10 protein-coding genes are annotated in these 13,734 nt (G+C 41.7%); 2 read left to right on the top strand and 8 right to left on the bottom strand.

Annotation, left to right across the window (positions count from 1 at the left end; all coding sequences use genetic code 11):
• Positions 1–135: 135 nt before the first annotated feature.
• Both BN161_RS07915 and mazG read left to right on the top strand, forming a co-directional pair.
• Positions 136–1,185, top strand: coding sequence for a DUF3810 domain-containing protein (locus BN161_RS07915; RefSeq protein ID WP_044264698.1), 1,050 nt, complete (start codon positions 136–138; stop codon positions 1,183–1,185).
• A 12-nt stretch (positions 1,186–1,197) separates the two neighbouring features.
• Positions 1,198–1,986, top strand: a complete 789-nt coding sequence (gene mazG / locus BN161_RS07910) for a nucleoside triphosphate pyrophosphohydrolase (RefSeq protein WP_044264695.1) — start codon at positions 1,198–1,200, stop codon at positions 1,984–1,986.
• A 324-nt stretch (positions 1,987–2,310) separates the two neighbouring features.
• Here the strand turns inward: mazG and BN161_RS07905 are convergent, their stop codons facing one another.
• The 8 genes from BN161_RS07905 to BN161_RS28015 form a co-directional block, all read right to left on the bottom strand.
• Complete coding sequence (locus BN161_RS07905; protein WP_044264692.1) at positions 2,311–2,784, bottom strand: hypothetical protein; 474 nt, start codon at positions 2,782–2,784, stop codon at positions 2,311–2,313.
• Positions 2,785–2,816: 32 nt separating this feature from the next.
• Complete coding sequence (locus BN161_RS07900) at positions 2,817–3,191, bottom strand: hypothetical protein (protein ID WP_044264690.1); 375 nt, start codon at positions 3,189–3,191, stop codon at positions 2,817–2,819.
• Between the two features lie 48 nt (positions 3,192–3,239).
• Positions 3,240–3,794 carry an RNA polymerase sigma factor gene (locus BN161_RS07895; protein ID WP_007212919.1) on the bottom strand — a complete coding sequence of 185 codons (555 nt, stop codon included), beginning with the start codon at positions 3,792–3,794 and terminating at the stop codon, positions 3,240–3,242.
• 20 nt (positions 3,795–3,814) lie between these two features.
• On the bottom strand, positions 3,815–4,135 hold the full coding sequence (locus tag BN161_RS07890; protein ID WP_007212918.1) for a T9SS type A sorting domain-containing protein: 321 nt from the start codon (positions 4,133–4,135) through the stop codon (positions 3,815–3,817).
• Positions 4,136–4,408: 273 nt separating this feature from the next.
• Positions 4,409–5,323: a ribonuclease Z gene (locus BN161_RS07885; RefSeq protein WP_044264688.1), complete on the bottom strand. Its 915-nt coding sequence runs from the start codon at positions 5,321–5,323 to the stop codon at positions 4,409–4,411.
• A 159-nt stretch (positions 5,324–5,482) separates the two neighbouring features.
• Positions 5,483–7,279 (bottom strand): 30S ribosomal protein S1, encoded by a 1,797-nt coding sequence (gene rpsA, locus BN161_RS07880; protein ID WP_044264685.1) that lies wholly within the window; start codon positions 7,277–7,279, stop codon positions 5,483–5,485.
• Positions 7,280–8,151: 872 nt separating this feature from the next.
• Complete coding sequence (locus BN161_RS07875) at positions 8,152–12,051, bottom strand: leucine-rich repeat protein (protein WP_044264682.1); 3,900 nt, start codon at positions 12,049–12,051, stop codon at positions 8,152–8,154.
• 35 nt (positions 12,052–12,086) lie between these two features.
• Positions 12,087–13,709, bottom strand: a complete 1,623-nt coding sequence (locus BN161_RS28015; protein WP_125910775.1) for a fibronectin type III domain-containing protein — start codon at positions 13,707–13,709, stop codon at positions 12,087–12,089.
• Between the last annotated feature and the right edge of the window lie 25 nt (positions 13,710–13,734).

Below are 13,734 nucleotides of genomic sequence, written 5' to 3'. Positions count from 1 at the left end.
GGGCGCAAAATTACTAAATTAAATTCAAATCTTGCCACCCTCCGGCGCTTTCTGTGCAGAGAACGACAAATATAAAGCAAATTTCTTACGTGACATTTAATAAATGTATATTTTTGCCTTTCAAATAAATTTGCGATGAAATATAAGCTGAAGATTCGTTATATCGTGCTATGCACGCTCTTGTTAGTAGTCTGGGCCACACAGTTCATTCCGGCTATGGGAAAAATATATGCACACAGCGTATATCCTGTCATAGCCTATATTCTTTCGTCTTTCTCCCGCCTCATTCCCTTTGCCATAGGCGACTTATTCATAGCCCTCAGCATTGCGGGCGTACTCCTCTACCCTGTCTATGCCCGCCGCTTTCAGAAGAAAAAATGGAAACGCATCTTACTGAATGATATTGAATATCTGTTATGGATATACGTCTGGTTCTATCTGGCTTGGGGACTTAATTATTCACAGCCCAATTTCTACCAGCGAACAGAGATTCCTTACACTGCATACACTCCCGAAAACTTCCGGAACTTCGTTGATGATTACGTTGACAAACTGAATGGATCGTATGTAGATGTAACCACTATCAACAAGGACCTCATCCGCCGGGAAACGGTTCGCGGATACAATCAGATCAGTGATACGCTGGGGGTACATCATCCTTTCCATAAATCCCCACGGGTGAAGACAATGCTTTTCACTCCACTGATTTCCATGGTGGGCGTCACCGGTAGCATGGGACCTTTCTTCTGCGAATTTACCTTGAATGGAGATCTGCTCCCTTCACAGTATCCTGCCACGTATGCGCATGAACTGGCACATTTATTGGGCATTTCCAGCGAGGCGGAAGCCAACTTCTACGCTTATCAGGTCTGTACCCGTTCGCAAGCGCGAGGTATCCGTTTCTGCGGATACTTTTCAGTACTGGGACACGTACTCGTCAATGCCCGCCGACTGATGGATGAAGAAGAATACAAAGAGCTCTTCAACCGGATACGGCCCGAAATCATTGAACTGGCTAAAAGTAATCAGGAATACTGGACGGAGAAATACAGTCCACTCATTGGAGATATACAAGACTGGATATACGACCTGTACCTGAAAGGAAACAAGATACAAAGTGGCCGCAAGAACTACTCCGAAGTAGTCGGGTTGCTTATATCCTATTATACACATTGCAATAAATAACCCTATAAAGATATGTTACATACAAGAAAAGAACAGATGGAAGCCTTCGGACGCTTCCTGGACATACTCGACGAACTTCGCGAGAAATGTCCCTGGGATCGCAAGCAGACTAATGAAAGTTTGCGTCCCAACACCATTGAAGAAACTTATGAACTTTGTGACGCCCTGATACGTGATGATAAAAACGATATCTGCAAAGAGCTGGGAGATGTCTTGCTACACGTAGCTTTCTACGCAAAGATAGGTTCCGAGAAAGGCGATTTTGACATGAAAGATGTATGCGACCACCTTTGCGAGAAATTAATCTTCCGCCATCCCCATGTGTTCGGTGACGTAAAAGCCGATACTGCCGGACAAGTTTCCGAAAACTGGGAACAACTGAAGTTAAGAGAGAAAGGTGGAAACAAGAGTGTGTTGAGTGGTGTTCCTGCCGCCCTTCCTTCACTCATCAAAGCTTACCGTATTCAAGACAAAGCCCGCAACGTCGGCTTCGACTGGGAAGAACGGGAACAAGTGTGGGATAAGGTAAAAGAAGAAATCCAGGAGTTTCAGGCAGAAGTGGCCAATATGGATAAGGACAAGGCAGAAGCCGAATTCGGGGATGTACTATTCAGCCTCATCAATGCCGCACGCCTCTACAAGATCAATCCGGATAATGCATTAGAACGCACCAACCAGAAGTTTATCAACCGTTTTAATTATCTGGAAGCGCACACCATCAAGGAAGGCAAAAACCTGCATGATATGACTCTGGAAGAGATGGATGTCCTCTGGAACGAAGCTAAAAAGCTGGAAAAATAAAAACTCAAATGCATAGGACTGCGAAGATTCACACTTGCGGCTGCGAAGGCCATCATTTATACAAGTGAAGAAGGTGTGTCAAAACTGGAAAGTAACTTAAGCTCCCCTCCTCCCGGGAGGAGGGGTGCCCAAAGGGCGGGGTGGTAGACAAACATATAACTTTAAATACTAAAGACTTACGCATTCGCCTACCACCTCCCCCTACGGGTACTCCTCCTCCCGGGAGGAGGAGAATTTAGATAGTACTGCATTATGACACACCTTCTTCGCAGCCGTATGTATCGGCAATAGATGAAAAAAGGAGCCGAAGCTCCTAAAATTCATTTATCTTTTCTTTCCTTGCGGTTTCTGAGGTTCTCCACCTTTATGATGCATCCCTTTCAGCAACTCACGGTTAAAACGCATTTCAGCACGCTGTACTAAATATATCTTTTTGTTCGAAAGTATCTTCTTGAACTTCTCATAGTAAGTTTTCTCCAGACGGTTGGTAGCAATACGGGCATCATATACGCCTTCTAAAATCTCATTATATTGCGCTTCGGTCGTCTTTTCATCCTTTCCTTTACGAAGTAAGTTCCATGCCTCATCATTCAGTTGCTTTTTGCGATCCTGTAATTCAAAATAAACAGGAAAGAATTTAGCGGCTTCTTCCTTAGTCAATCCGGCTTTTTCAGTGATATACGCTTTCTGCTTGGCACGGAATTCGTCAGGAGACAAATGTTGATTACATCCGTCCATAGCCCATGACAAGGGGATGAAACTGCACATCACAATAAACAAAACAATCAGCTTTTTCATTTTCTTCTCATACAGTTAAGTTGTTACTCACATCACTCTGCACCGGCGTCTGTGAGATAGACATACAGCGAATAATCATCCAGCATGGAATCATCCAGCACTGCACTGATATATTCATCAGAAACAACTTCGGTTTCAGGTTCGTCCATCGCCATCCGGTTGTTAACAGGTGTACGGTCAGTAGAAGCAACGCGGATAATCAATGCTGCGCCGGCAAACATGGCAGTCATATATACCCATGGCTTAATTCTCTCCCACTTCGTAGGTTCTCTCTTAATAATTGCAGGTGTTTCCTTTTCGGGAAGCCGGCTCATCACCTCTGAAGTAAGATTCTCAAAGTATCCGTCAGGAACACGGAAAACATTTTCCTTCCCTACCTTCTTCAATATGTTATCTTCTTCTTTCATAAGCTTTTTTCCTCTCTGTTAGGTTAGACTATGTTTTGGGGTAAAGGTTTAAACCTCTCCCTCCAAAAACTTCTCGATTTTTTTCACGGCATGATGATAAGAGGCTTTCAGAGCGCCGACAGATGTGCCGAAGATGTCGGACATCTCCTCGTATTTCATTTCCTGGTAATACTTTAAGTTAAATACCATACGTTGCTTTTCCGGCAGTGTAAGCAATGCTTTCTGTAGAGACTTCTGTGCCCGGTCGCCGGAGAAATAGGGATCGCTTTCCAGCTTCTGAAGTACAGAAGCATCTTCATCATCGATAGAAACAGTAGTTACAGCGCGTTGTTTATTTAGGAAAGTCAAACATTCATTCAAAGCAATGCGATAGAGCCAGGTAGAAAGCTTCGCATCCCCACGGAAATAATCGATATTGGTCCATGCCTTAATGAACGTGTTCTGAAGTAAGTCATTGGCATCTTCATGCAAAAGCACCATACGACGGATCTGCCAGTATAATTGTTCGCTATATTGCGCAACAATCAACTCAAACCCTCGCTTTTGTGTACTTTCATCTTGTAGAAGCTCCAGCACTTCGCGTTCATTATAGGAAGGATTCATAAGTATCTATTCCGTTTCGTTTATTTGATTACCACTTTCCGCACGACATTCCCAATCTTAAAGATGTAATAACCTTTAGGCAAATTCACCTGAACGGTGACATCCGTAGAGTCAATGCGTATCGTGGTAAGTTTCACGCCTACAATATTGTAGACTTCCATCTGGGAGCCAGGTTCTGCATTCTGCACACGTACCCGGTTTTCTGCCGAAACAGTCAGCACAATAGTAGAAGACGGCTGCTCTTTCTGAGCCGTTTCCTGCTTCCGACCGTCCTGCGCCCATGCCACGGACTGCGACGAAAAAGTCAACAAAAAGAAAAAACAGTAGAGCAACTTTCTCATCTATAAGCCTATGTTTTCAGATTATTCCGTACAAATATACGGCATTCGGTTCGATAAAACAAAAAACAGACGGTTAAATGATAAATTAGCAGCAAAGCCGCTAATTTAAGTTACGAGCTACGGGCTACAAGTAACAAGTACTTTTCAGTGTGAAAATAACTTTATTTCCTTCCTTACAAGAGAAGGAGAACTAAAATAGTTTTAACCATAAATAGCATACCGAAAGGCACTTGTAACTTGTAGCCCGTCACTAATTTAGTGCATAGCACTAAATTATACCTCCAAACACAGCGTTTCCTTAGCCAGCACCGTCTCGGGGAAAACAGCCGAAGCTTCTTTAAGCAAAATATTCTCATCCTCATAACGGGCAGAAAAATGCCCGATCACCAATTTCTTCACTCCTGCCGCCTTGGCTATCTCTCCTGCCTGAGCAGCAGTAGTATGAAAAGTTTCTTTGGCACGAGGCAAGTCTGCATTTGCAAAAGTGGCCTCATGGAATAGCAAATCTACTCCTTTTATCTGTTCTGCAATCTCAGGCATATAGATGGTGTCCGAACAGTAGGCATAACTACGCGGTGGATCAGACGGACGTGTCAGTAAGGAATTGGAAATGATTTTGCCTTCCGGAGTCACATAGTCTTCCCCATTCTTTATCCTATTCAACTCATATACCGGCACTTCATAAAAGTCGACCATCTCCCGAATAATATGATTGGGCCGCTGCTTCTCTGCAAACAGAAAGCCGCAACAAGGCATACGATGACGCAATGGAATGGTAGTCACTGTCAGAGAACGGTCTTCATAGATCATTCCGGGTTCTTTCGTCTCAAACTCATGAAAAAGAACCTTATACGTCATTTGCCGGCAAAAGAAACTTAGCATCGGAGCAAACAAGGCTTCCAATCCTTTCGGCGAATGAATATGCAACTCAGCCGTGCGCCCCAGCAGATTGAGCGTGGATATCAATCCCAGCAAACCAAAACAATGATCTCCATGCAGATGAGAAATAAAAATATGATTCAAACGGGAAAACTTCAGTCGGGACTTGCGGAATTGCAATTGCGATCCTTCACCGCAATCTATCATATAAAGTTTGTCACGTACATTCACTACTTGTGAAGAGGCGAAGTGGCGGGTGGTGGGCAGTGCGGAACCGCAGCCGAGTATATGTAGTTCAAATTTCTCCATAACGTTGCAAAGATACAGAATTTCACCACAGAGGACACCGAGAACACAGAGTTTTTTCTTCCTGATAAAGATACTCCGTGACCTCCGTGTCCTCTGTGGTGAAAAAAAGAAAGGCGCCTGTGTTCACAAGCGCCTTACCTTATTTATATATAGAAGTGATTACTTCTTTCCGGCTTCCATTTGCTCTTTCAAAGCAGCCAAAGCATCGATGTCGCCCAAAGTAGTAGAAGCGGCCTGGTTCTGGATAGACGGAGCGTCTTCTCTCTTGCTGCCAGTTGCTTTCTTGTTTGAAGCTTTCTTTTCAGCTCTTTCTTCTGCCTTTGCTGCATCTTCGAAGATACGGCTGTGAGAAAGGATGATACGTTTAGCATCTTTGTTGAACTCGATAACCTTGAATGACAGTTTCTCGTCCATCTGAGCCTGAGAGCCATCTTCCTTAACGAGGTGTTTCGGAGTAGCGAAACCTTCTACACCATAAGGCAGAGCAACAACAGCACCCTTATCCAACATTTCGATGATAGTACCTTCGTGTACAGAACCTACAGTGAATACTGTCTCGAATACATCCCAGGGATTTTCTTCGAGTTGCTTGTGGCCGAGGCTCAAGCGACGGTTTTCTTTATCGATTTCCAATACCTGAACTTCGATGTCTGCACCGATCTGAGTGAATTCAGACGGATGTTTAACTTTCTTAGTCCAAGACAGGTCAGAGATGTGGATCAAGCCGTCAACACCTTCTTCGATTTCAACGAATACACCGAAGTTAGTGAAGTTACGAACTTTAGCAGTGTGCTTAGAACCTACAGGATACTTCTCTTCGATAGTTTCCCACGGATCTTGTTTCAGCTGTTTGATACCCAAAGACATCTTACGTTCTTCGCGGTCCAGAGTCAGAACTACTGCTTCCACTTCGTCACCTACCTTCATGAAGTCTTGTGCAGAACGCAAGTGCTGTGACCAAGACATTTCAGATACGTGGATCAAACCTTCAACGCCCGGAGCGATTTCGATGAATGCACCGTAGTCAGCCATAACGACTACTTTACCCTTCACCTTGTCACCTACTTTCAGTTCAGCGTTAAGAGCATCCCAAGGATGCGGAGTGAGTTGCTTCAGACCAAGAGCGATACGCTTCTTCTCATCGTCGAAATCAAGGATAACAACGTTGAGTTTCTGATCGAGTTCAACCACTTCCTTCGGATCGCTAACGCGGCCCCAAGACAGGTCGGTGATGTGAATCAAACCGTCTACGCCACCCAGGTCGATGAATACACCATAAGATGTGATATTCTTAACGGTACCCTCAAGAACTTGTCCTTTTTCGAGCTTACCGATAATTTCTTTCTTCTGTTGTTCCAGTTCAGCTTCGATAAGAGCCTTGTGAGAAACAACCACGTTCTTGAATTCCTGGTTGATCTTAACAACCTTGAATTCCATAGTTTTGCCAACGAATACATCGTAGTCGCGGATAGGTTTCACGTCAATCTGAGAACCCGGCAAGAAAGCTTCGATACCGAATACGTCTACGATCATACCACCCTTTGTGCGGCACTTGATGTAACCCTTGATAATTTCTTCGTTTTCCAAAGCAGCGTTCACACGATCCCAAGAGCGAGTAGCGCGAGCTTTACGGTGAGACAGAACCAACTGTCCTTTTTTGTCTTCCTGATTTTCGATGTATACTTCTACAGTATCACCAATCTTCAAGTCAGGATTGTAGCGGAATTCATTCAAAGGAATGATACCGTCTGATTTGTAACCGATGTTCACAACAACTTCACGTTTGTTCATCGCGATTACAGTTCCGTCAACTACCTCACGGTCGTTAACTTTGTTAAGCGTACTGTCATAAGCTTTTTCCAACTCTTCGTGGCTGGCACCACCGAAGGTTTCGCCATTTTCATAAGCATCCCAGTTGAAGTCTTCAACAGGCGCTACATTTTTTAAGTTTTCCATTAAATAAAATAAGTTGTTTAATAATTAATTGAGTGAGACATTATATTAGCTCATAAATTCGGGCGCAAAGATAGTAGTATTTTCTTGAAGAGCAAAAAGTTCCATCTGTTATTTCTCGGTATTTTTACATCCGGCTCGTATAAAAGTAGTGGGGACTTCGACTGAGTTGTTTTGTACAGAGAACGAAAACAAGGCAAAAACGTTCTGTGTACAAAACAAAGGATTTTATCTGAAAGCAATAATTGAGAAGAGAGAACTTTGTGAATAACAAAACGGATTCTTGTCAAGAGCAGATTTACATATTATTAACTCCTTCTGGCTATTTGCAATAGTCGATAGCATCACTGGCATGCTTCTGAAATAGATGGTCTGTTTACTCTAAACAGATGGTGCGTTTCACCCAAACAGATGATGCGTTTACCACAAACAGACGGTCTAAATCCCACACGTCAATGAAGTAAATGCCACATGTCAATCCCCCAAATGCCACATGTTTCACCTGCTGAGCTATGGCATTTCACTTATTGAGCTGTGGCATTCGGGAAGCTAAGGTGTGGTATTTCAAATGATATGAAAAGGGAGGATACAAATAGAGGAGAGGCAATGCCCCTCCTCTTATGCTAATTTAAAGTTGAATCTGAGTTAAGATTACGAATACAAATATACGACATTGAAAAGCAGAAGTCAAGTATTCAGGTGCTTTTTTTGAAAGAGGACATGAAGTTTTAGCCCCCTTTATTGCTTTTTTACGGAGAATTCAGGTATCGTTTGTCCAAACGATTGGATAAAAAGCGATTCATTTCATCCAAAGAATTGGATAAATTAAGACCGCTCTTATTATCCAACAAGCTAAACAATAGGGAAAGCGGATGTCACTTTATAACCACCTTCTTTCCTTCCAGAAAATAGAATCCGCTTGACAGGTCAGTAATCGTATTGCTCCCTTCAAGTACCTCCACCACTCGAACGGTACGTCCTGTTACGTCATAAATAGAGATACTTCGGTCACGAGCACTGTCTATGTAGAGTACATTGCCGACCGTGTAGACTTTCAGAGATTCGTCTTCTTTCTTCATAATTTCTTCCAAACCGGTTATTTCACCACCTTCGCCGCCGATGCTATACATCAAAGGTGCACGAGCAACAGGTTCTTTACTGATAGCATAAGCCTCGAAAGGCGTTATCATTCTTGAGTTTTTAACAAAAACACTTCCTGCCGGGTTATTGTTATAGTCAGCGATATTCAATGCATAAACAGAATCATTAGCCAATACCTCTCTAAACGTAGGCACCAACTTATATAGCCTACCATGTGTTTCCGTTAGAAGGGAGGGAGTTTGAGGAATATCTATCCCATCCGGATTTTCAGCCCCAAATGTTACCGAACCCACAATATTATATTCTCCATGATAATCTTCATTATTAGGCATAGCAATTATATAGGGAGTATTAGCATTTACAGATAATGCGTCTTGAAACCCATCTTTAGTAAGTTGCCTCAACCAGAAAGGTTTAGTATCTTCTACCTCACTTCCAAATGGTGCTAGTCCGCCTTTTTCCTCATGTTGGTAATACTGGACATTAAAAGGTAGAGCTATGGTTGTCCATCCAGCTGCAGTTCCAACCTCAGTCGATAAGGAAAAATTGCGATTATAACTCACTTTCTTCGCTTTAAAAGCAAGCCCTGCGTAATAAGCGCCTTCTTTCAATATCAAATGTTCAATAATTCCATCCCGAATTATATTTGTACAATGCACTTGATCACCATCTACATTCCCATAAAGATACAACAGACAGTTCGGTTGACTATCTCCTGCGCCATTACAAAAAACATCAGCCGGGATATCCGTCAAGCTCATCCATATAATAGACAACAATGATTTGTTCGTTTCAAATGCCTTGTCACCTATTTGGGTCAAAGATCGAGGAATAACAAGTTCTTCAATCGCCGTACTGGCTACGGCAGATTTACCAATAGCTGCAAGCTCTTTTGGCATCTGAATTACAACAAGCTGATTGCAATTATAGAACGCAGAATCCCTGATCGCCCAACTGTTATCCGGCAAAAAGACTTCTTTTAGTTGAGAGAGTTCGGATAACATACTATGCGGAATAGCATAATCCTCATTCACAGTAAGTCCTTTATAATAAGCTTCACCACCTCGTACTATTGTTGCATGAGTTAGATTTAAAGTCCGTAATGTACTAATCTCACGTATCGTTTTTATATCCGTTCCATTAATACTGCCGGATATGCATAGATTCTCAATGGGAGTTGGCAACGTTTGAATAACATCTTTCAAAGTTCCGGGAACATTTACATAACTACACCCCATTTCCACTATTTCAAAATTGATCCAACCAGGTGCAGTCGAATATGCTTCTTTACACCCATAAGGTACATATACTATCTTTCTTTCGCCAAGATATCCGTCCAAATCAAATTTTGGTGGAGTTTGTGCATAACAATAGATATTGCCTATATTATCTCCCCAAGCAGAGCCTATTTCCTGTACATTTTCATAAATGACTACTTGAAAAGCATTGGAATAATTCAAGAAGGAATACGCTTCTATTTTACGAAGTGATTTAGGCAACTTAAGTTCTTTAAGATTATTCAAATATAAGCACGCCCATTCCGGAAATGAGTTTTCAGTAGTAGTCACAGTATATTCAATAGGTGGTCCAAAACCACACATATACCCTTCCCCACCAGTCACAATATCAGCATCGCTCAAATCTAGATAGACTAGCGCAGACATATTACGTAAATAAGCAATATCCGTAGAGTTAAGCGGACCGTTAATCGTTAATTTTGTCCAAGCGCCGTCCTTTCCCAAAACTTTATTCCTTAAAGTACCAGGCTCTTCTAAATATATATATCCCTCTTCATCACCTATATAATCTCCACCCTTAATACGTGTAGCAAAGAAATCCCACGCCATGCTTGTTTCATATTTCCCCATTACATTTTGAGGCACTATCAACTTACATAAAGCATTAACATCTGAAAATGCATTCGCTGATGCTATAGGAGGGACATTAATCAAACATCTCAATGTTTCTAAATTAGTACAGTTAGCAAAAGCATTTGGTTCAATCAAATGCGTATGGAGCGGTAGCGACAAATAAGTCAGCTTCTCAAATCCAGAGAACAGACCTTCACTTATAACTCCATCATCACCACCGATGATAATGGCATGTTCCAAAAAGAGCGATGTCAATGAATAGCTTCGGCATACTTCTTTCAAATATTGGATATCTGAAAGATTCAATGCTCCATTAACAGTTAATTCTTTTATTGCCGTAACATAAGGTTTCATACATTCAGACATACTTCCTGGTTCTAATGGATATATGGAAGCTTGACCTCTATTATTTACTGTCAGCACACTTTCTTCCAAATAATTACCAAATTCCCCCCATAAAAATTCATTTTTATAATCTTCTATGGTACCTTTAGGAACATATAGAGTACACTGGGACAAGTCTGTATTATCAAATGCATAAATAGAGCTTTCTTGAGGAATAATATTCTGATTATGTACCTCCATCAGACTCACACAATTGCAAAACGCATATTCTCCAATAGTCCCCATTCCATTGGGAATATTCACAATTTTCAGAGAAGTACAATTGTAGAAAGCCCAACTCTGTATTTCTTTTACACTTGATGGCAAAAACACCTTTTCAATATACGGATTCTGCCCCCAAGATACTATACGTTCTACTTCAACTGGTATTGAATAGCTTTCACCTGTCTTCTCTTTTGGATATAACTCTAGAATTTTTCCATTTCGGGTAAACAAGACGTTATCAACAGCTTTATAATAAGGAGAGGCAGGATCTACTGTTATCGTAGATAATTTATTACAATAGTAGAAAGCATTGGATAAACTATCAACAGAAGCAGGAATATCAATAGAACTAATTTCGGAATAACAAAAACCTCGTGCTTCAATCTTATGTAGTTTGCCAGGAAAAGAAACAGATACTAAATCCGCGACTTTATCAAAAGCACAGTTAGCTATGACTGTAACATTCTCCGGTATAGCATAATGAGTACTCTTCTTCGCAGAAGGGTATTTGATAAGTCTATTCAGTTCTTTCGTAAAAAGCACACCATCTACACAGCTATAATAATCATTATCTTTTGCAATTGTTATCTCGCCAAGTGATGGGCAGTTATAGAAAACTGCGTCTTCCAGCTTTTTTAATGAAACAGGAAGATTTATTGTTTCTAAGGCGATGCAACCAGCAAGTGCATTAAAGCCAATAACTTCTACCTTATCTGATATAGTCAGTTCCTTTAGAGTTATACATGACTGGAATGCATAATCATCTATACAAGTAGCACTCTCAGGCAATATTATCTTCTGAATAGGCGCCGTCCATGTATCTTGAGGATTATATTCATCAGTCACAAGGATACCGCTCTGATCAAACATCAGGTAGTCAATATGATTATTAGCATAAATATCCCGATAACACCACATTTGAGTATCGTATCCATACGATTTTCCGCCGGCTACAATATCAACATCTCTCATATCCAAACAAATGAGTTTATTCATTTGGCGGATACATTTAATATCTGTCCCATTCAATTTTCCCTGAAGTGTCAGATGAGTAACAGTATCTTTTCTTGTTCCAATCAATTCGGACAAACTACCAGCATCAACTACATTTATTACAACATTTTCAGCGTTCAACGTAGTAGCAAATATCAAAAAGCCACCCAGGCAAATACACAATTTAACGAATGTTTTCATAAGCACATTTATATATCATTTCAACTATTCATTATTTATTCAGGAGATTCAATATCGTCTTTTTTCGGAATTCCATCACTTTTCGTTGCAAAAGTTGCAACACTTCCAAGAGTCTCACCCTTGCTGTTTATCGCATAAGCACGAATATAGTATTTCGTATTAGCCGTCAGACCGCTGAGTGAGGAGGTTATCGTAGTGCCGGACGCAACAGAAACAACTTTCGTATCATCCGATGTGGGAACAGCATTGGTACTACTGTAATAAAAGCCCTTTTCAGTAATCGCCAAATTACCGGTAGAAGTAATCTCTGCGGAAGCGGAAGCGGATGTTTCACCAATACTACTAACAGTCGTAACGCCCACTGTCGGTGCATTTATTTCCTTCAAAGTAGTAAACAAATTAGCTTCACCATATCCTATTCCTTTTATATTTGCCGCATATGAACGGACATAATAAGTAGTCTCAGGTTCTAACTGTGTAAACACGATAGCAAATGCATTTTCCACGCCATTCACCTTTATTTTAATATCATTTACATCTGGCTGCATCTTCTCTTTACTCAGACAAAAGCCACGTTCTGTTACCTCATAACCATTATTTACAATTACGGAAGAAGCAGCCTTGGCCGTGGTTGCCGTAACCTCTGTCATTACCGTCCCGGTCAGCTCTGGAATAACACTTGCAGGAGTTCTAAAAACGAAAACATCCCCATAGCCCGTTCCTTGTCCGTTCACTGCATAAGCACGGATATAATAAGCAGTTGCAGGTTTCAGTTCATCAATGTTCGCATTATATGTATCACTTTCTCCTTCAACAACCTTTTTCAAGTTTGCAGTAGTGGGCACCTCACTTTCCGAACTCCAACAGAACCCCTTTTCTGTCAATGCTGTCTCTCCCCGGCTCAATATACGCGCCTCTACCTGTACACTGGTACCTGTAGAATCTGTCGGTGTGATGCTGGATACCACCGGCACAGTAGAAGTGTTAGTTGTAACAGTTACACTTTTTCCGTAACCTACTCCCTTGGCGTTGATAGCATAAGCACATACAACATATTCTTTACCCGGCGTCAGGTCATTGATTTTAGAAGTAAAGGCTGCGGCATCCAGAGCCACATTGCTCACATTATCCTCCACTGTGGGACTGTTGCCATCCGCCGGTTTCCAGCAGAATCCACGAAGAATCAAGTCACTGCCACCCTCGTCAATAATCGTGGCCGACACTGTGAAACTCTTTTCATTCTTAGCGCCAACCTGTAAATCACCGAATACCGGCGCATTACTCTCAGTAGTAGCGAAACTCTTCACCTCACCTTTCGCTATGCTGTAACCACTACTGGCATACGCGCAGTAGTAATACGTCTTTCCCGGGCTCAACCCTTGCAAAGGAACACTAAAAGAAGACGCTTCTCCGATATCAACCTTTACCTCTGTATACTCTGCCATACTTTGTAATTCAGAATAAAGAATGCCGCAATCTTTTATCAACGTTCCTTCGGACTTCTGCACGCCACCTGAAAGTGTAGCACCTACCCGATAAATATCCGACACCGCACCCGTACTCAAGCCGGGGGCGAAATTTGAAGGTTCCGTATCTTTCTCGCACGCTGTCATCAACAGCAACAGAGTGCATAATAATAAATATTGTAGTTTTTTCATACCTTTAACAATGAATGGTAAATAA

This window comes from Bacteroides timonensis (assembly GCF_000513195.1).
Classification (GTDB): Bacteria; Bacteroidota; Bacteroidia; order Bacteroidales; family Bacteroidaceae; genus Bacteroides; species Bacteroides timonensis.
This window is presented reverse-complemented; position numbering and strand designations above follow the sequence as displayed.